The sequence below is a fragment of the Hafnia alvei genome, assembly GCF_034424155.1.
Taxonomy (GTDB): Bacteria; Pseudomonadota; Gammaproteobacteria; order Enterobacterales; family Enterobacteriaceae; genus Hafnia; species Hafnia alvei.
In genome coordinates this window covers 94802-112723 of the sequence record NZ_CP139993.1, presented here as the reverse complement: position 1 = coordinate 112723, position 17922 = coordinate 94802, and the positions used below count along the sequence as shown (strand labels likewise).

The window sequence follows — 17922 nt, the reverse complement described above, 5'->3', positions numbered from 1 at the left end:
AGGGTCTGTTACGAACAGAAGGAGTCCAGTATGAAAAGTACCACCTATGCGCTTATTGCTGTCGCCGCGATCGCGGCTTTTGCCCTCCTGCGCGAACACTGGTCACATGTGGCAGGTTACTGGCCATATCTGTTATTGCTGGTCTGCCCGCTAATGCATCTTTTCCACGGGCATGGAGATCACCAACATCACGATGGTGGGAACGATAAAAAAAATTAATTCGGCAAACGGGGCCGCGTCGCGGTCCCGTTATCAGTCCAGGTATCGTTCGTAGTCTCTGGCATGCGCAAAGGCATGCTGTTCGAGTTTGTTATCAGCGGGTGCCGCTGCCCGGAACGCCAGTGAGTTAACAGGATTGTTATTGATGACCAGCTCGTAATGCAGATGAGGACCGGATGAACGTCCGCTGTTACCGGATAACGCAATAGCGCCTCCCCGGGTAACCCTGGCCCCTTTAGTAACGAGTATTTTATTGAGGTGGAGATAGCGAGTTTTAACACCGGCTTTTCCCGTTACTTCAACAAAATATCCCATGGTACTGTTGTATTCGGTCCGGGTGATTTTTCCGTCGATGACGCTGACTATTTTAGTGTTCATGGGCATGGAATAATCAATGCCATTATGGGGACTCACTTTTCCCGATACCGGGTTAAGTCTTGCAGGATTGAAAGGTGAACTGAGTCTTGCTGTGGCCGGTAACGGATAATCGAGACTGCCTTTCCCGGAAGTATCGGAAAGGTTATAGAATTTTTTGTCGGATATACGATACGCCGTGTAATTAAATGAACCGGACGTAAATTTATAGGTCACTACACGTGATTTTCCCGCTTTCTTTTGCAGTACGAGTTTTAATGATTCATTTTTTTTCAAATGCCGAAGATTAAACCGGGAAGGCAAAGAGCGCTGAAGGGTAGCGATCTCGTTCGATTCCAGCCCCGAGCGGGAGGCTGAAAGGTAAGCATTTTCTTTTACGATATCGGTAGAATACATTTGCTGGAATTCGCCGTTAGCATGAACACTGCGGCGTATGCTAGGGGTTTTCAGGAGACGTGTCATCCGTCAGTTAATCGGGAGCACCGTTGATGTTCGGCATTTTTGTAACATACCTTGTTTCCCGTTTGTTCCTGAAGCTCTGGGAACTGTATGACCAGCCCGACGGTGATGATTAACGGGACTGAAACAGGTTACGGCAGAGCAATATGGGGCTCATGTCCTGCTACGTAACCCGCCAGTAAAACCCTGCTGCGCACCCGACGCTGAGCAATAACCCGCCTGCAGTTACCTTGATGAATACAGTCCGCGAAGCTTTCTTGCCTGCGTCTGATGTGCTTCCGCACCGGCATTATTGACCTGCTCATGCACGAGGGCGGCTTTCTCGCCGACATTCAGTTCGTTAAAAGAAGAAGATGAGGTCTTTGAATTTGCATCACTGCCGGACAGCATTTTTTATGTTCCTCAATCATTTTTTGATGTGCATAGGACGCGCTGTTGTTCATAAATGAATGAGCAACAATGGCCCTTTCATGTTCATTCATTTCAGAGAATGAGGGCGTGTTGTTTTTATTAACCCTGTCCGGCAAGTTTTCATGCGTCGATGAATTCACATGACTGACGGCTGAGGCATTATTCACGAATCGATGTGCTTCATGGGAAATATCACTGGGCAGAGCAAAAGCTGCCCCACAAAATAAAGCTGTAAACGCAGTGGTCGTAATTAATATATTCATGTGTAATTACCTTCTTAGGTACATAAAAGATGTCATCACGATCATATATAAAAATAATCAACCTGTGGGGAAGATGACGTAAATGTAATACAGTTGCGTACATTACACGATTGTAATGAATTTGTTTCTTAAGGTGTGTTAGCTTCATTTCATTGTAAGAGGATGAACCAGAAATTTAATTTAAATCGGTTCTCGAATTCTGTCAGTAACCATACTTTATATAAGGGAACGCGCATGCTGTTGAAAACGTCTCGACGAACTTTCCTGAAGGGGTTAACCCTCTCTGGCGTAGCCGGAAGTCTTGGCGTATGGAGTTTCAATGCGCGTTCCAGTCTGAGCCTGCCAGTTGCCGCATCCCTGCAGGGTACTCAGTTTGACCTGACCATTGGTGAAACGGCAGTCAATATTACGGGCAGTGAGCGTCAGGCCAAAACAATCAATGGAGGCCTGCCGGGGCCCGTTCTTCGCTGGAAAGAAGGTGACACCATTACCCTGAAGGTCAAAAACCGTCTTAATGAACAGACGTCCATTCACTGGCACGGCATTATTCTTCCGGCCAATATGGATGGTGTTCCGGGGCTGAGTTTTATGGGTATCGAACCTGATGATACCTACGTTTACACCTTTAAGGTTAAGCAGAACGGGACTTACTGGTACCACAGCCATTCCGGTCTGCAGGAACAGGAGGGGGTATACGGTGCCATTATCATTGATGCCAGGGAGCCTGAGCCGTTTGCTTACGATCGTGAGCACGTGGTCATGTTGTCTGACTGGACCGATGAAAATCCTCACAGCCTGCTGAAAAAATTAAAAAAACAGTCGGATTACTACAATTTTAATAAACCAACCGTTGGCTCTTTTTTCCGCGACGTGAATACCAGGGGGCTGTCAGCCACCATTGCCGACCGGAAAATGTGGGCTGAAATGAAAATGAATCCGACTGACCTCGCGGATGTCAGTGGCTACACCTACACCTATCTCATGAACGGGCAGGCCCCGCTGAAAAACTGGACCGGACTGTTCCGTCCCGGTGAAAAGATACGCTTACGGTTTATCAACGGCTCGGCAATGACCTATTTCGATATCCGCATCCCCGGGCTGAAAATGACGGTCGTGGCTGCAGATGGCCAGTATGTAAACCCGGTTACCGTTGACGAATTCAGGATTGCCGTTGCCGAAACCTATGATGTCATTGTGGAGCCGCAGGGTGAGGCCTATACCATCTTCGCACAATCTATGGACAGGACCGGTTACGCTCGCGGGACACTGGCCACGAGAGAGGGGTTAAGTGCTGTCGTTCCCGCCCTCGATCCCCGTCCTCTGTTGACCATGGAAGATATGGGTATGGGAGGAATGGGACATGATATGGCAGGAATGGACCACAGCCAGATGGGAGGCATGGATAACAGTGGAGAGATGATGTCTATGGACGGTGCTGACCTTGCCGATAGCGGGACGTCCTCCGCGCCCATGGATCACAGCAGCATGGCCGGTATGGATCATTCTCAGATGGCCGGAATGCCGGGTATGCAAAGTCATCCTGCGTCAGAAACGGATAACCCACTGGTTGATATGCAGGCGATGAGCGTCTCCCCGAAATTAAACGATCCGGGTATTGGTCTTCGAAATAACGGAAGAAAGGTTCTCACGTACGCGGATTTGAAAAGCCGCTTTGAGGATCCTGACGGACGTGAACCTGGCCGCACCATAGAACTGCATTTAACCGGCCACATGGAAAAGTTTGCCTGGTCATTTAACGGAATCAAGTTTTCAGATGCCGCACCGGTGCTGCTGAAATACGGTGAGCGACTCAGGATCACGCTGGTCAACGATACCATGATGACTCACCCCATTCACCTGCATGGCATGTGGAGCGATCTGGAAGATGAAAACGGTAATTTCATGGTTCGTAAACACACAATAGATGTTCCCCCTGGTACAAAACGCAGTTACAGAGTGACAGCAGATGCGCTTGGCCGCTGGGCGTATCACTGCCATTTGCTCTATCACATGGAAATGGGAATGTTTCGTGAAGTCCGGGTGGAGGAATGATGCGAATGAAGAGAAGTTTTAAGGCCATACCTGTTCTGGTCGCCGGTTTGTTTACCTCACAGCTTTCTATTGCGGCGGGCTCCGTCTCTGCAGATCCCCACGCCGGGCACGACATGTCTGCCATGCAGATGCCAGCAGATGAGAATTTCACTGAGATGACGTCAATGGAGCCCATTGTAACTGAGAGCAGAACGCCAATTCCGCCTGTTACCGATGCCGACCGGAAGGCTGCATTCGGCAATTTACAGGGGCATGCGATTCACGACAGTGCGATTAATTATCTGGTTCTGCTGGATCAACTGGAATGGCAACGGTCGGATAACACCAACAATTTCAGCTGGAGTGTTAACAGCTGGATTGGAGGCGACACAGATCGGATTTGGCTAAAGAGTGAAGGTGAACGAAGCAATGGGGAAACGGAGGCGGCTGAAGCGCAGTTACTCTGGGGACATGCGGTTGGCCCATGGTGGGATTTGGTTGCGGGTGTCAGGCAGGATTTCAGACCTGCTTCTGCCCGGACCTGGGCTGCTGTCGGTTTTCAGGGGCTGGCACTCTATAATTTTGAGTCTGAAATTACGGGTTTTGTCAGTAATGGCGGAAAAGCAGCCCTTCGTCTGGGAGGAGAATACGACGTTTTACTGACTAACCGGCTCATACTCCAGCCATCCTATGAGGTGAATTTCTACAGTCAGGATGATGAATCGCGGGGTCGCGGCAGGGGACTGACTGACACAGAGCTGGGGCTCCGGCTGCGCTATGAAATACGCCGTGAGTTTGCACCCTATATAGGCGTTTCCTGGAATCAACTTTACGGGAAAACATCCGATATGGCGAAAAGAGAAGGTGAGAAAGACCATCAGGTAGTATTCCTGGCGGGAGCCAGAATCTGGTTTTAACGCACTGATATAAAACACTCAACTAAACAGGTAAATAAAATGTCGATTTTAAATAAAGCCATTCTTACAGGCGGCCTCGTTATGGGCGTTGCTTTCTCTGCTATGGCCCATCCGGAATTAAAAAGCTCTGTGCCACAGGCTGATTCAGCCGTAGCGGCCCCGGAAAAGATTCAGCTTAATTTCTCGGAAAATCTGACCGTGAAATTCTCAGGTGCAAAATTAACGATGACGGGTATGAAAGGCATGTCATCACATTCTCCGATGCCGGTCGCGGCAAAAGTGGCGCCAGGCGCTGACCCTAAATCGATGGTCATTATTCCGCGAGAGCCTTTACCCGCTGGCACTTATCGTGTTGACTGGCGCGCGGTTTCTTCAGATACGCACCCTATTACCGGTAATTACACCTTTACAGTGAAGTAATATTATGAACGACCTGATTATGATTGTTATTCGTTTTCTTCTTTATCTGGATTTGATGGTAATATTTGGATTGCCATTTTTTCAGATATATGGAATAAGCGGTGTCAGATATGAAACCTATAACCTGACTAATTTCAGGTCGTTTATAACCTTTGCTGTTGTTACAGGCATCATTCTTACTGGCATTAATATGCTCCTGGTATCTAATGCCATGAGTGGAGTAACTGACCTCAGAGAATTATCCATCCATGTTATCGAGATGGTGATAGAAGAAACTGATGTGGGTATTAGCTGGATTGTCAGGCTCTGTGCCCTGTTTACCACACTCGGTGCTTTGTTCCTTTACACTAATAAGAGAGTATTGTCCTGCCTGCTGATGACGATGAGTGGGGGCGTGGCGCTGGCTACACTTGCCTGGGGAGGACACGCCGTTATGCATGACGGTCTGCATTACTATCTCCATTTACTGAGCGATCTGACCCATCTCGGCGCTGCAGGTGCCTGGACAGGTGCTCTGGTTGCATTTGCTATCCTGCTGATGCGCAGAAACGAGCATAATGCACAGAGCGTCATTGTGATATCTGACTCCCTGGCAAAATTTGCCACGGCAGGAACGGTGATTGTTGTAGCCCTGATCCTGAGTGCGCTGGTCAACTATCTGTATATTGCTGAGGGTAACTTAACTCCCTTATTCAACAGTTCCTGGGGGAGGATATTGCTTGCCAAGACGGCTCTGTTTGTTCTGATGCTTCTTCTGGCTGCAGCAAACCGGTTTCACCTGGGTCCCCGGCTTGAAGTTATGGTCAGGGAAGGGAATTATGATCGCAGCGTTGCCCTGATGCGAAACAGCATCCTGACAGAATTCGTTGTTGCGATTATCATTCTGGGCGCCGTAGCGTGGCTCGGAATGCTTGCTCCGTCTCAGGTCAGCTAGGGGACAGCCAAAGCTCATGCGTGAGATTTTTACTTTCATATCAGCGAGTTGACCATGCAGCGTATTTTAATCGTTGAAGACGAACAAAAAACAGGTCGTTACCTGCAGCAGGGACTGGTTGAGGAAGGCTATCAGGCCGATCTCTTTAATAATGGCCGCGATGGTCTCGGGGCCGCGTCGAAGGGACAGTATGATTTGATAATACTGGACGTGATGCTGCCTTTCCTCGACGGGTGGCAAATCATCAGCGCACTGAGGGAGTCCGGGCACGAAGAACCGGTCCTGTTTTTAACCGCAAAGGACAACGTGCGGGACAAAGTGAAAGGACTGGAGCTTGGCGCAGATGACTACCTGATTAAGCCCTTTGATTTTACGGAGCTGGTTGCACGTGTAAGAACCCTACTGCGCCGGGCACGCTCGCAGGCCGCAACAGTCTGCACCATCGCCGATATGACCGTTGATATGGTGCGCCGGACCGTGATCCGTTCGGGGAAGAAGATCCATCTCACCGGTAAAGAATACGTTCTGCTTGAGTTGCTGCTGCAACGCACCGGAGAAGTGTTACCCAGGAGTCTTATCTCGTCCCTGGTCTGGAACATGAATTTTGACAGTGATACGAATGTGATTGATGTCGCCGTGAGACGTCTGAGAAGTAAAATTGATGATGACTTTGAGCCAAAACTGATCCATACCGTTCGCGGTGCCGGATATGTCCTGGAGATCAGAGAAGAGTGAGGTTCAAAATTTCCCTGACCACACGCCTGAGCCTGATTTTTTCTGCGGTGATGCTTACGGTATGGTGGTTATCAAGTTTTATCCTGATTAGCACCCTTAATGGCTATTTCGATAATCAGGACCGCGATTTTCTGACAGGTAAACTTCAGCTCACCGAAGAGTTTCTTAAGACAGAAACGTTCCAGAACAAGACGGATATAAAATCATTAACTGAAAAAATAAATGATGCGATGGTGGGGCACAATGGTTTATTCATTTCTATAAAAAATATGGAAAATGAAAAAATCGTGGAGCTGTATGCTAAAAACTCTGTTGTCCCTGCGATCCTGCTGAATAAGTCGGGTGATGTTCTCGACTATATGATCCAGACTGAAGAAAATAATACCGTGTATCGCAGTATCTCGCGGCGGGTTGCTGTGGTTCCGGAACAGGGTCGAAGCAAACATTTCATCATTACGGTTGCCACGGATACCGGGTATCACACCCTGTTTATGGATAAGCTCAGTACCTGGCTGTTCTGGTTCAATATCGGTCTGGTCTTTATTTCTATTTTTCTGGGCTGGCTGACCACACGTATTGGTCTGAAACCGCTACGGGAAATGACCAGTCTGGCTTCCTCCATGACCGTACACAGCCTGGATCAGCGTCTTAATCCCGATCTGGCTCCGCCGGAAATATCTGAGACCATGCAGGAGTTCAATAATATGTTCGATCGCCTGGAGGGGTCATTCCGGAAACTGTCAGATTTCTCTTCTGATATCGCACATGAGTTGCGTACCCCGGTCAGTAATCTGATGATGCAGACGCAGTTTGCACTGGCAAAGGAAAGGGATGTTTCGCATTACCGTGAAATTTTATTCGCGAACCTGGAAGAACTGAAAAGATTGTCACGAATGACCAGTGACATGCTTTTTCTGGCACGTTCAGAGCATGGTCTGCTGCAACTGGATAAACATGATGTGGATCTGGCCGCCGAACTGAATGAATTACGTGAGCTGTTCGAGCCTCTGGCAGACGAGTCAGGAAAGACAATCACGGTTGAAGGAGAGGGCGTTGTTGCCGGAGACAGCGATATGCTGCGACGTGCTTTCAGCAACCTGCTTTCCAATGCAATCAAGTATTCTCCCGATAAGACCTGTACTGCTATACGCCTTGAGCGTGACAGTGACTTTGTAAACGTGATGATTACGAATGCGATGTCTGGCTCAGTTCCCGCCAATCTTGAACGTTTGTTTGACCGGTTCTATCGCGCAGACTCATCACGGGTTCACAACACCGAAGGCGCGGGGCTGGGATTATCAATAACGAGGTCAATCATTCTCGCTCACGGTGGCGAATTGTCAGCAGTACAGCGGGGGCGGGAAATTGTGTTCAAAGTGCGTTTATTAAGGGATTAATCCCGTTATTCAGGAGAAACATGGAAGGTGACAAAATTGTCATCATTCAGTCACGCGATAAACAGAGGCGGTTTTTTATAATCATTCATAAATCAGGAGCAGAGTGATAACGCAATCGCCTGGTTCCTGGAGTGATGAATAACCCGCCCTGAGATCAAATGCTTTCTCTGTTATAAGCCGTTGATTGTTTGGGTATGAAAACACCGGAGACCCAACCATGAAAAAGATCCTTGTATCATTTGTTGCCATTATGGCTGTCGCTTCATCCGCCATGGCTGCAGAGACAATGAACATGCATGACCAGGTAAATAATGCCCAGGCACCCGCCCATCAGATGCAGTCAACCTCTGAAAAAAGCGCTGTTCAGGGAGACAGTATGACAATGATGGATATGAGCGGACACGATCAGGCTGCAATGTCCCATGAAATGATGCAAAACGGCAACGCTTCTGCCCACCAGGACATGGCGGAAATGCATAAAAAAATGATGAATGGCAAATCAGGAGCCACCAACGAAACCGCAAAGTCATTTTCTGAAATGAACGAGCATGAAAAAGCCGCAGTTGTGCACGAGAAGGCGAATAATGGTCAGTCTTCAGTGATTCATCAGCAGCAGGCTGAAAAGCATCGCAGCCAGGCCACTCAGAATTAACCCGCAGCCCCACTTGTTAGACCCTCTTTTGACGCCGATTTCACTGGCTTACGCTCCCGTCCGGGAGCGTTTTTTTATTCACTTATTTATCGTCAACTATCATGGTGACTGTATTTTATTGTGCTGTCCTACATGTCTGAGAAATTACCAAGGCTACCTCCTTGTAAACCAACGCAGGGGGACGTGATAAGATATGTCGGTTATTTTGCAGGCTCAGGACAGAGACAGATGAAGAAAAAAAACATGACGCCAACACCTCACGATGCGACGTTCCGACAGTTTCTGACACAGCCGGATGTGGCCCGTGATTTCATGGAAATCCATCTGCCCGCAGAGCTGCGCGCAGTCTGCGATCTCAGCACGCTGAAACTGGAATCAGGCTCGTTCGTTGAGGATGATCTCCGCCAGTATTTCAGCGACGTTCTCTATAGCCTGAAAACCACAGCCGGCGACGGCTATATTCATGTGCTTGTCGAACACCAGTCAACGCCCGACAAACATATGGCTTTCCGCCTCATACGCTATGCGGTGGCTGCCATGCAGCGCCACCTGGAGGCAGGGCATAAAAAACTGCCACTGGTGATACCGGTGCTGTTCTATACGGGTAAACGCAGCCCGTATCCGTACTCCACCCGGTGGCTGGATGAGTTTGACGATCCCGGGCTGGCTGGCAAACTCTACAGCAGCGCTTTCCCGCTGGTAGACGTTACGGTCATTCCGGATGATGAAATCGCTGGCCATCGCAGCATGGCCGCCCTGACTTTACTGCAAAAGCATATTCACCAGCGAGACCTGGCAGAACTGGTTGACCGGCTGGCGCCCATCTTGCTGACGGGATACTTGTCTTCATCGCAGGTGATATCGCTGGTACACTATATAGTGCAGGCAGGCGAAACATCCGACGCCGAAGCCTTTGTACGCGAACTGGCACAGCGTGTGCCGCAACACGGAGACGCACTTATGACCATCGCACAACAACTCGAACAAAAGGGTATTGAGAAAGGTATCCAGCTTGGAAGACAGGAAGGTCGTTCAGAAGGTGAGCGCGAAGCGACTCTGAAAATAGCCCGTACCATGCTGCAGAACGGCATTGACCGCAATACCGTCATGAAAATGACCGGTCTGACCGAAGACGACCTAGCGCAGATCCGCCACTAATCACCCTTTCCTGGCACTCCCTGTCCGGCCATCAGCGAATACTGGTGGGGCAGGGAGGCACCAGACTCAGGCTCTGCCTGCCAGCCACAGCGATTAAACAGCTTCATCACCCCCGCTACGTTCCCAGTCAGACGCGCTGTCAGCGGATTTATCTGTCGGCCGCTGTCGTCAAAAGCAACATCGAGGTTGGCCCGTGAGAGATAAATGCCGTTCACGCCTGCACTGAACGCCACAGCATTCCGGCCGGACCATTCCCGATCGCTCAGCAGACGGTAGTTCCAGTGCATATCTTTGGCTGTTTCCAGCGCATAGGTCAGCCGGAACAGATCGTTCTGTTCAGTCAACTCGCCGGTGCAGGAACGCCAGAGGTAATTCAGCTTGCTGACCAGCTTCGCGCTGACGCCCAGCTGACGTCCCTGTTTCAGAAGCCACTCGATATCGGGGGCAACATCACGCGAAAAACGCCGTTGCTTCAGCGCGGTCGCCAGCCATCGGGTGAGAAAGAGATTTTCCTGAGCCGGTGACAGCACATCGCCGTTCTGTCTGGCCAGCGCAAGCGCCACCAGGGCGCACCATGCCAGATGGCCTGATTTTTCTGTCAGCGTCACTGCTTCTCCCGTGAGTCAATAAACTGATGTAATTCATCGAGCATAATCAGCACACGTCGGCCAGTCTTGCGGGGAAACATCCTCCGCATCTCACGCGTCAGCTGCTTCTTCTCCCATCCGTAAGGGAAAATAATGCTGTATTCCCTCCTGTCAGGGAGGATATCAGGGCCCGCGACGATGCGCGCCACTTCCTTATTCAGGCGTTCTCCTCGCCAGCCATAAGCCGCCAGTCGCTTACGGATACGTGCAACGGGAAAACGTTTATCGGAGTGACGGGGGAAGAGTAACGTCCCGTCCTCATTTCGTTTGATACCAAACATATCCAGAGACTGTTCGATCACCACTTTTCGCGCAGAGAAATGCTCACGCATAGTTTTCATCATATTTTCCATTCCAGACTCCTGAATTAATACCTGCAGCTGTCTGACCAGCCAGAGAGCAGCGTTATGCTGGCTCACTCCCTGCGTCATCATTTATTTCACACTGGAGCTCATGCCAGTATCCGGCAATATTGTTTACCACCTGTGCCGTCATAACCGCGTCAGTGACGGCGGAATGAACCTCCCCGATCCAGCTCAGGCCAGCCTGACTGACAGAACCGGAAAGCGATATAGTAGAGTCTCCGCTCTGCCCACGGATATTCAGCAAACAGCATCCGGTCGAGCCGTAATTCCCAGTGACGCATATTTTTTCGCAGGTGCTCTTCAGTCACAGGTTCAGCCAGCTCACGGCATCTCAGTACAGGAAACTCATCGATGTCCCGGATATCATGATCCATAGATTTCGAGGCCGAAATCCCCCGAATATCTGTGATATCGCATGAAAAATGAGGGATATTTTCTTTTCTAATCAGTTGCTGAACCTCAGGAACAGCAAGTGAATGGCTTTCGAGCCGGCGCTGGTAGCCCGGTTTGCGGTAGTCGATCGTCCAGGGACGGGAATGATGACAGAGAAAAAGACATCCAGTCCTGCCAGTAGACCACCGACCGTGTCCAGAACGTGTCGACAGGGGCGATGATCGGACAGGGAATTAGCTGCCCGGGAGCAATCGCACCCTCCAGGCGGGCGGGCCGTCCCAGAGAATGGAGAATCTCCTCACGTATCCAGCCAGCTGTTCTGCGCCAGACAGAAGGCCTGGCTTCTGCCGCCTGATCGACAAATTTACCTCTTCCCGGTTCATCGCTCATATGCTTTCCCTGATGGTCATATTAGTCCTGATCACGTCCGGCCAGCCTTAGCATAGCTAAGGATAATCGCGAAAATATACTACGGCAGAGGCTTAACGTCAGTATTTCTACTGCTGAGCATAAGCTGTGGTCACGAATGCCGCCAGGCGGCATGGAGGCGCCAGCAGGTGGTAAACAGAATACTGATGGTGAGTGGCGCCGGGACCCGGCGTAGCCGGAAATGCTGCTTCAATATTCGGGTTAAGAATGCCGAGCAGCGCGCAGGCATTCCGGGAATGCGCCAAAGGCGCATAGAGGCGCCCTCAGAAGTTGACCAGAACATGGTTGTTAATGGCGCCGTAGCCCGGCGCAGCCGGTTACGCTGTTGATAGGTTCCAGCAATCCATCCCTTCGCCCTGCTAAGCCATAACCCGCTTATAACCATGATGTGGTTTCATTAAGCCCTTTTAACTCCGGTGAGCGGGCTGTACGGCGCTTGCGACGTACAGGGCGTGATTTCCGGAGCCGTGGCGCCGGCAAGGCCGGTGCCCGGGGGCTGTATTGAGAACAATAGCCGCCTGCGGCGGAGCTAAGACTCTGTAAGTCAATGGCTGTTTTCAGTAACCATCTCCCGTTATAATCCGGTGCATGTATATTCCTCGCCCCGCAAAACTCCTCTTTCAGATTGATGACGGCTGGGATCGTCTTCTCATCAATCGCGGTCATACTATCCCCGAATGGACCAAACTGGTCATTGAGCGCATGCTCGCCTGCGGCACCGGTGCCATGGGGATACGCCGTTATTGCTGTGAGTCTGCTCACTGCACCCACACCAAATATTTCTGTCAGAGCTGCAAAAGTAAAGGCTGCAGCGCCTGCGGCATGAAAGCCACCGAGCAATGGATAGCAGAGCAGCAACACATCCTCCCCGACTGCGAATGGCAGCACATCACCTTTACCATGCCCGATAAACTCTGGCCGGCGTTTAATCTTAACTGGCCGTTACTCAATCAGTTGTTTGCTTGTGCTGCCTATACCCTCCTGAAATGGGCGGAAAAGATGGGCATTGAAATCGGGCTATTTGCCGCCCTGCACACTTACGGACGCCAGCTTAACCAGCATCCGCATATCCATTTATCCGTCACCCGTGGCGGGTTATGCCGCAAACACGGCGTCTGGCGCTCAGTTTTCTTTAAAAAAAAGGTGGCTGAGCGTTACTGGCGTCAGGCTGTCATTGCCCTGCTTCGTCAGCACTATGCTTCGCTGGATTTAGCCGCCGCAGGCTACAGGCATATCCGCGACTACAGGGAATGGTGCCAGTTTTTAGAATCACAATATCAGCGGCGATGGAAAATTCACTTTGCCAAGAAGACAAAGCACGCACGGCAAAACGTCAATTATCTCGGCCGTTACCTGAAACGGCCACCTGTTGCAGCCTCCAAATTACGCCACTACAGTGGCCGGACAGTGGTTCATCATTACTATGACCACCGGACAGGTCAGCATAAAATCCAATATCTGAGCCAGGAGGAGATGCTGATGCGCTATATCAGCCATATCCCCTCACGACATTTTAAAATGGTGCGGTATTACGGCTTTCTGGCCAACCGGAAACGGGGGGCTTTACTGCCGGAGGTGTATGCGGCACTGGACATAAAGGAGAAGGAGAAACCGCCAAAACCAGGCTTTGCGTCTTTGATGAAGCAGTTTACCCGGATAGATCCGTACCAGTGTGTGCTGTGTGGCAGCAGAATGGTCTTCAACTGTGCGGAAGCGGGTATCAGGGCAGATAAATTACTGGAGATGCGGCGTCAGGAATTTAAGAAACGACGATGGTTACAACAGGCGGCATAGGGAAGATCTGCTTAAAATCATAAAATTGAATAATAAACCACCGAAGCACTGTGAATTTATACAACCGCAGCCGGATAAAACAGAGGATCGCTCATCAGCATAAGAAGCTAACGCCCTGAAAACAGGGTAAAAACAACTTTCAGTTTCCTAACCATGAACTTCCGCTGCTCGCTCAAAGCTGCCTGTCAAAGTGGTCAAGCTTTACCGTAGCTCAGAGGTACAAAAAATAACCTTAACGTACAATAATTTTCGATATCCAAACTGACCCCTATGACTACGGGTATCAATGAAAAGCGTAAACAACGCTCTCGTTATCATTAGCCGCCCATGGCGCTCAAAAAACGTACTTAGCGTACGTTTCCGTACAGTTGGGCTTCAAACCCCTCTAATGGTTTAATGCGACAGAGCCGCAATATGCGGCCCCTTAATCTTCAACGTTTTTACTATGGGTGTGCAATGAAGTGTGAGAGCCTCTGCCGCAGCAGTCGATTCTCCTGACGTAGTTGGGTATTTTCCTCCAACAACGTTAGCGCAACCGCGATACCCGGCCAGTCTAGCGCCAGCTCTTGCCGAAGGCGTAAAGCTCGCAGTACAACGGTAACGGCGTGGTCATCAAATAGCCATATTGCTGATTCATAATCACTCGGTTCAACTACGCCTAGCCCAACAATCTCGTTCAGTTCTTCTTCCGAGACTCCGGTATGCAGGCAAAACTCGGTAATGGTGAAAGTGACGGTGACATTAGCCATTATGCTTTCCCCCACTCTTTACGTGGATCAAAGGACGACTGAACGTTCGCCAATTGCTGCCATAAAGCTGCACTTTCGCTGTCTGGTTTTGGCGGCATCACGATTTTGATGACGGCATACAGATCGCCTGTATGATTTTTACTGACTAAGCCTTTACCTTTAATACGTAACCGCTGTCCAGTCTGACTCCCGGCAGGAATGGTTAGCAGAATGCTATCTTTCAACGTAGGCACGGCCACTTTAGCGCCCAGAGCAGCCTCCCAAGGGGCGAGCGGAACCACAATTTCCAAATCCTGATTGACGATATCAAATAATGGATGTGGAGCAATACGGATCACCAGCCACAGATCGCCATTTGGCCCACCGTTCTCACCCGGCGTCCCCTGCCCTTTCAAGCGAATACGCTGGCCATTGCCAACACCGGCAGGAATTTTAACATTCAGCGTTTTAGGGATTTCCCGTTCAACCATGCCAAAAGCATTGTATTCAGGTAGGTTGTAGCTGATGGTGCGTTTATGTTCCTCTTGCGTTTCTTCGAGGAATATCGCAACTTCAATCTCCAAATCATGACCACGAGCAGCAGGACGCTGCCGCGACTGCCGGCCATGTTGGCCAAAGATCGACGAGAAGATATCGTCAAAATCTTCAGGGCTGTAGCTTTGCCCTTCTCGTTGCTGGAATTGTTGGAATTGAGGATCGTTTCGGTGCAGCCACAACTGGTCATACTCGGCTCGGCGCTGCTTATCACTCAGAACCTTCCACGCTTCCGCCACTTCTTTAAATCGGGCTTCGGTATCAGGTTCTTTACTGACATCGGGATGGAACTTACGAGCCAATCGGCGATAGGCGGTCTTGATTGTCTTGAGATCGTCTGTCGGCTTCACGCCCATAATGGCATAATAATCCTTTAATTCCATTGCGTTATCTCGCGTAAAACAAATTAGGATGAAGGGAACCTTTAGATAAATACTATCATTAAGCTTAGGGGTATTGTCACGGGTTGTGTCGCGTTAACGGTGAAAAGTCATCAAAAGTGGCGCGGCCGGTTTTTTTAGGCAGCCAACAGATAAAATGTTAGGTGAAGGATACTGCATAAATCCTGTCACTGATCTGGTCCCGTTGTGTTCGAACTGCCATGCCATGATTCATCGAGGCAATGAGGCTAGACCTTTGACTGTGGATGACCTCCGTAAGATGCTCCGCAATTAGGAGATAAGGTTGAAGCTGCCAAAATATTGCCGGCAGAATATAAGGAAAAGAGTAAACAATGACATTGACAGAAAAATCGGGCCATTTGGCATGGTGTGCACTGGTAGCACTTGCGCTGGCCAAGCAGGATAGTGGCGTTCTCTCTCCAGCACAGGAAAATATTTTTCTCACCCGCTGGTTGGCGACTGCACTAAAGCAACGGCGATTTTCGCGTGATGTCGCTCGCGACATCGAGTGGCTTCTGCAACAAGGGCGCCAACTGGGTGTAAGAGCAAAACTGTCCACTAAATTGAACTATCTTTGGCGTTCCTGTACAGGCGAGTTGTCTAATCAGAATGATCTGTTCCGGCTGACGTATGCCCTAGAAACGGCGAAGGATATGCATTGGAATTACCGCCTGTTGAGCGACCGAGAATGGTCCGGTCGATATGCCGTGCCTCTAAAGACGGAAGACAATTCGATCCATCTCACGCATAGTAACCTCGATGTAGCATTTGATGATGATGGTTGGCAGGTTAACCCACTGATGGCGCGTCTAAGTGGTCGTGTGGCCGACCTTGAAGGACTGCTAAATCGTTGTGGTTGGCAGGCGGAAACCGTGAGTGATATTTCCCTGCCCCATCAGTATGTTTTGATGGTCAGGCAGGGAGTGTAGATTAGTGGCGGATTTACGTCAAAATTCCCTTCTCAATACCTTTTTGTTCGAGCTTTTGTGCGATGGCACATAAGTGCGTCTCCATGCAGCGGCGGGCTGGACTGCATGACCGGGTGATGCTGCCAACTTACTGATTTAGTGTATGATGGTGTTTTTGAGGTGCTCCAGTGGCTTCTGTTTCTATCAGCTGTCCCTCCTGTTCAGCTACTGACGGGGTGGTGCGTAACGGCAAAAGCACCGCCGGACATCAGCGCTATCTCTGCTCTCACTGCCGTAAAACATGGCAACTGCAGTTCACTTACACCGCTTCTCAACCCGGTACGCACCAGAAAATCATTGATATGGCCATGAATGGCGTTGGATGCCGGGCAACTGCCCGCATTATGGGCGTTGGCCTCAACACGATTTTACGTCACTTAAAAAACTCAGGCCGCAGTCGGTAACCTCGCGCATACAGCCGGGCAGTGACGTCATCGTCTGCGCGGAAATGGACGAACAGTGGGGCTATGTCGGGGCTAAATCGCGCCAGCGCTGGCTGTTTTACGCGTATGACAGGCTCCGGAAGACGGTTGTTGCGCACGTATTCGGTGAACGCACTATGGCGACGCTGGGGCGTCTTATGAGCCTGCTGTCACTCTTTGACGTGGTGATATGGATGACGGATGGCTGGCCGCTGTATGAATCCCGCCTGAAGGGAAAGCTGCACGTAATCAGCAAGCGATATACGCAGCGAATTGAGCGGCATAACCTGAATCTGAGGCAGCACCTGGCACGGCTGGGACGGAAGTCGCTGTCGTTCTCAAAATCGGTGGAGCTGCATGACAAAGTCATCGGGCATTATCTGAACATAAAACACTATCAATAAGTTGGAGTCATTACCCATTTTTTCATGAAAGGTTTTTCTGAATTTATATTTTTATATTCGAATGTATTTCCAAAAATAGAAAAATAAAACTATAATTGAAGCTTACTGAATTTTGTTTACATATCCCAATAAAATATACAATAGGGGCTTTGTATTTGTTTGTATGAAATATTTAGAAGGGAGAATGTGATGAGTAATAATTCAGACAGTTTATCTAAATCGAATCCGTCAAAACTTATATGTGTTATTAGTCCCTGTGACTATCTATATCAAGGGTATAAATTAATCTCAAATATGGAAGGTATAGAAACTAAGAGAGTTATATTTAAGGATAATGCAAAAGAAACTAAATATATTGATATATTCAATCAGAATAGGGATGCTTCGCTCTCAGTATGTTTTGATGGTGATATATGCTCAATTTTACGTACATTGAAAGAATGTATTAGCTTCATAAACAAGTTGAAAAGAAAAGGAAGCATCAGATTATACTCATGCATATCAGTTAGTTGGCTATATCGCATGATGAGGGGAGGAATTCACGATGATAGTTTTTTTGAAAGTATTCAGGTCGTCGATATTTCTCATGGTGCTCAAAGAATATTTTCTGACACCTCAATTTTATTAAAAGAAGCTGCAAATATTGAGGAGAAAAAAAATGGAAAAATCTTTGAAGGATTTACTGCAAGAGAACTAGATGTGTTAAACTATCATTATCATGGAATTTCTGTCAAAGATCAGTCAGTTATTCTTAATCTATCGATAAAGACTATATATACTCACCGAAAGAAGGGAATGCATAAATTAGATCAATTTCTAAATATAGAAAACATGCATTGAAGAAT

The 17922-nt window shown here is 49.1% G+C and carries 19 protein-coding genes and 1 pseudogene; 13 read left to right on the top strand and 7 right to left on the bottom strand.

Annotated elements, in window-relative coordinates:
• Nucleotides 1-30: 30 nt before the first annotated feature.
• Nucleotides 31-219: a DUF2933 domain-containing protein gene (locus tag U0008_RS22300; RefSeq protein ID WP_033567140.1), complete on the top strand. Its 189-nt coding sequence runs from the start codon at nt 31-33 to the stop codon at nt 217-219.
• Between the two features lie 33 nt (nt 220-252).
• On the opposite strand, the gene U0008_RS22295 is transcribed toward U0008_RS22300, so the two are convergent.
• Together U0008_RS22295 and U0008_RS22290 are read right to left on the bottom strand one after the other, a co-directional pair.
• A complete protein-coding gene (locus U0008_RS22295; RefSeq protein ID WP_043495608.1) occupies nt 253-990 on the bottom strand; it encodes a peptidoglycan DD-metalloendopeptidase family protein in 738 nt (245 codons plus the stop codon).
• Between the two features lie 288 nt (nt 991-1278).
• A pseudogene (locus U0008_RS22290) lies at nt 1279-1727 on the bottom strand (copper resistance protein).
• A gap of 234 nt (nt 1728-1961) precedes the next feature.
• On the opposite strand from U0008_RS22290, the gene pcoA reads away from it, so the two are divergent.
• From pcoA to U0008_RS22250, 8 genes are all read left to right on the top strand, one after another.
• Nucleotides 1962-3779: a multicopper oxidase PcoA gene (pcoA, locus tag U0008_RS22285; protein ID WP_039187503.1), complete on the top strand. Its 1818-nt coding sequence runs from the start codon at nt 1962-1964 to the stop codon at nt 3777-3779.
• A gap of 5 nt (nt 3780-3784) precedes the next feature.
• Entirely contained in the window at nt 3785-4675 is an 891-nt protein-coding gene (gene pcoB, locus U0008_RS22280; RefSeq protein WP_179289136.1) for a copper resistance outer membrane transporter PcoB, read from the top strand.
• Nucleotides 4676-4714: 39 nt separating this feature from the next.
• Complete coding sequence (gene pcoC / locus U0008_RS22275) at nt 4715-5095, top strand: copper resistance system metallochaperone PcoC (RefSeq protein ID WP_000025662.1); 381 nt, start codon at nt 4715-4717, stop codon at nt 5093-5095.
• Between the two features lie 55 nt (nt 5096-5150).
• Nucleotides 5151-6029 carry a copper resistance inner membrane protein PcoD gene (pcoD, locus tag U0008_RS22270; protein ID WP_306453573.1) on the top strand — a complete coding sequence of 293 codons (879 nt, stop codon included), beginning with the start codon at nt 5151-5153 and terminating at the stop codon, nt 6027-6029.
• Between the two features lie 54 nt (nt 6030-6083).
• Complete coding sequence (gene pcoR, locus U0008_RS22265; protein ID WP_001188930.1) at nt 6084-6764, top strand: copper response regulator transcription factor PcoR; 681 nt, start codon at nt 6084-6086, stop codon at nt 6762-6764.
• The gene (pcoS, locus tag U0008_RS22260; RefSeq protein WP_008455299.1) at nt 6761-8161 is read left to right on the top strand and encodes a copper resistance membrane spanning protein PcoS; all 1401 of its coding nucleotides are present in this window, start codon (nt 6761-6763) and stop codon (nt 8159-8161) included. Before pcoR ends, pcoS begins: the two co-directional genes overlap by 4 nt.
• A 217-nt stretch (nt 8162-8378) precedes the next feature.
• Nucleotides 8379-8813, top strand: coding sequence for a PcoE/SilE family metal-binding protein (locus U0008_RS22255; protein WP_008455301.1), 435 nt, complete (start codon nt 8379-8381; stop codon nt 8811-8813).
• A gap of 228 nt (nt 8814-9041) precedes the next feature.
• Nucleotides 9042-9971 carry an Rpn family recombination-promoting nuclease/putative transposase gene (locus tag U0008_RS22250; protein WP_008455303.1) on the top strand — a complete coding sequence of 310 codons (930 nt, stop codon included), beginning with the start codon at nt 9042-9044 and terminating at the stop codon, nt 9969-9971.
• On the opposite strand, the gene U0008_RS22245 is transcribed toward U0008_RS22250, so the two are convergent.
• From U0008_RS22245 to U0008_RS22230, 3 genes are all read right to left on the bottom strand, one after another.
• Nucleotides 9968-10579: a DUF2913 family protein gene (locus U0008_RS22245; protein ID WP_008455304.1), complete on the bottom strand. Its 612-nt coding sequence runs from the start codon at nt 10577-10579 to the stop codon at nt 9968-9970. The two genes, U0008_RS22250 and U0008_RS22245, sit on opposite strands and share 4 nt — an antisense overlap.
• Nucleotides 10576-10971: a hypothetical protein gene (locus U0008_RS22240; protein ID WP_034807919.1), complete on the bottom strand. Its 396-nt coding sequence runs from the start codon at nt 10969-10971 to the stop codon at nt 10576-10578. The genes U0008_RS22245 and U0008_RS22240 overlap by 4 nt, the downstream gene beginning before the upstream one ends.
• A 149-nt stretch (nt 10972-11120) precedes the next feature.
• Nucleotides 11121-11357, bottom strand: coding sequence for a DUF6685 family protein (locus tag U0008_RS22230; protein ID WP_237717567.1), 237 nt, complete (start codon nt 11355-11357; stop codon nt 11121-11123).
• 1036 nt (nt 11358-12393) lie between these two features.
• Between U0008_RS22230 and U0008_RS22225 the strand changes: the two genes are divergently transcribed.
• Nucleotides 12394-13599, top strand: coding sequence for an IS91 family transposase (locus tag U0008_RS22225; protein WP_121626117.1), 1206 nt, complete (start codon nt 12394-12396; stop codon nt 13597-13599).
• Nucleotides 13600-14042: 443 nt separating this feature from the next.
• Here the strand turns inward: U0008_RS22225 and cbpM are convergent, their stop codons facing one another.
• Nucleotides 14043-14348: a chaperone modulator CbpM gene (gene cbpM / locus U0008_RS22220; protein ID WP_043495893.1), complete on the bottom strand. Its 306-nt coding sequence runs from the start codon at nt 14346-14348 to the stop codon at nt 14043-14045.
• On the bottom strand, nt 14348-15265 hold the full coding sequence (gene cbpA / locus U0008_RS22215) for a curved DNA-binding protein (RefSeq protein WP_043495895.1): 918 nt from the start codon (nt 15263-15265) through the stop codon (nt 14348-14350). The genes cbpM and cbpA overlap by 1 nt, the downstream gene beginning before the upstream one ends.
• A gap of 350 nt (nt 15266-15615) precedes the next feature.
• Here cbpA and U0008_RS22210 point away from each other — a divergent pair, with 350 nt between their 5' ends.
• The 3 genes from U0008_RS22210 (at nt 15616) to U0008_RS22200 (ending at nt 17917) form a co-directional block, all read left to right on the top strand.
• Nucleotides 15616-16212 carry a DUF2913 family protein gene (locus U0008_RS22210; RefSeq protein ID WP_151200993.1) on the top strand — a complete coding sequence of 199 codons (597 nt, stop codon included), beginning with the start codon at nt 15616-15618 and terminating at the stop codon, nt 16210-16212.
• 167 nt (nt 16213-16379) lie between these two features.
• Nucleotides 16380-17077, top strand: a protein-coding gene (locus U0008_RS22205; RefSeq protein ID WP_248698558.1) for an IS1-like element IS1A family transposase whose coding sequence is annotated in 2 segments (ribosomal slippage) — nt 16380-16629 and nt 16629-17077 — 699 coding nt in all. Because the reading frame shifts where the segments join, the coding sequence is not laid out codon by codon here.
• 189 nt (nt 17078-17266) lie between these two features.
• Nucleotides 17267-17917: a LuxR C-terminal-related transcriptional regulator gene (locus U0008_RS22200; RefSeq protein ID WP_043495600.1), complete on the top strand. Its 651-nt coding sequence runs from the start codon at nt 17267-17269 to the stop codon at nt 17915-17917.
• Nucleotides 17918-17922: the final 5 nt, after the last annotated feature.

Coding starts and splice junctions, on each gene's coding strand:
- U0008_RS22300 (WP_033567140.1), top strand. CDS start 31: ATGAAAAGTACCACCTATGCGCTTATTGCTGTCGCCGCGATCGCGGCT.
- U0008_RS22295 (WP_043495608.1), bottom strand. CDS start 990: ATGTATTCTACCGATATCGTAAAAGAAAATGCTTACCTTTCAGCCTCC.
- pcoA (WP_039187503.1), top strand. CDS start 1,962: ATGCTGTTGAAAACGTCTCGACGAACTTTCCTGAAGGGGTTAACCCTC.
- pcoB (WP_179289136.1), top strand. CDS start 3,785: ATGAAGAGAAGTTTTAAGGCCATACCTGTTCTGGTCGCCGGTTTGTTT.
- pcoC (WP_000025662.1), top strand. CDS start 4,715: ATGTCGATTTTAAATAAAGCCATTCTTACAGGCGGCCTCGTTATGGGC.
- pcoD (WP_306453573.1), top strand. CDS start 5,151: ATGGTAATATTTGGATTGCCATTTTTTCAGATATATGGAATAAGCGGT.
- pcoR (WP_001188930.1), top strand. CDS start 6,084: ATGCAGCGTATTTTAATCGTTGAAGACGAACAAAAAACAGGTCGTTAC.
- U0008_RS22255 (WP_008455301.1), top strand. CDS start 8,379: ATGAAAAAGATCCTTGTATCATTTGTTGCCATTATGGCTGTCGCTTCA.
- U0008_RS22250 (WP_008455303.1), top strand. CDS start 9,042: ATGAAGAAAAAAAACATGACGCCAACACCTCACGATGCGACGTTCCGA.
- U0008_RS22240 (WP_034807919.1), bottom strand. CDS start 10,971: ATGGAAAATATGATGAAAACTATGCGTGAGCATTTCTCTGCGCGAAAA.
- U0008_RS22230 (WP_237717567.1), bottom strand. CDS start 11,357: ATGGATCATGATATCCGGGACATCGATGAGTTTCCTGTACTGAGATGC.
- U0008_RS22225 (WP_121626117.1), top strand. CDS start 12,394: ATGTATATTCCTCGCCCCGCAAAACTCCTCTTTCAGATTGATGACGGC.
- cbpM (WP_043495893.1), bottom strand. CDS start 14,348: ATGGCTAATGTCACCGTCACTTTCACCATTACCGAGTTTTGCCTGCAT.
- cbpA (WP_043495895.1), bottom strand. CDS start 15,265: ATGGAATTAAAGGATTATTATGCCATTATGGGCGTGAAGCCGACAGAC.
- U0008_RS22210 (WP_151200993.1), top strand. CDS start 15,616: ATGACATTGACAGAAAAATCGGGCCATTTGGCATGGTGTGCACTGGTA.
- U0008_RS22200 (WP_043495600.1), top strand. CDS start 17,267: ATGAGTAATAATTCAGACAGTTTATCTAAATCGAATCCGTCAAAACTT.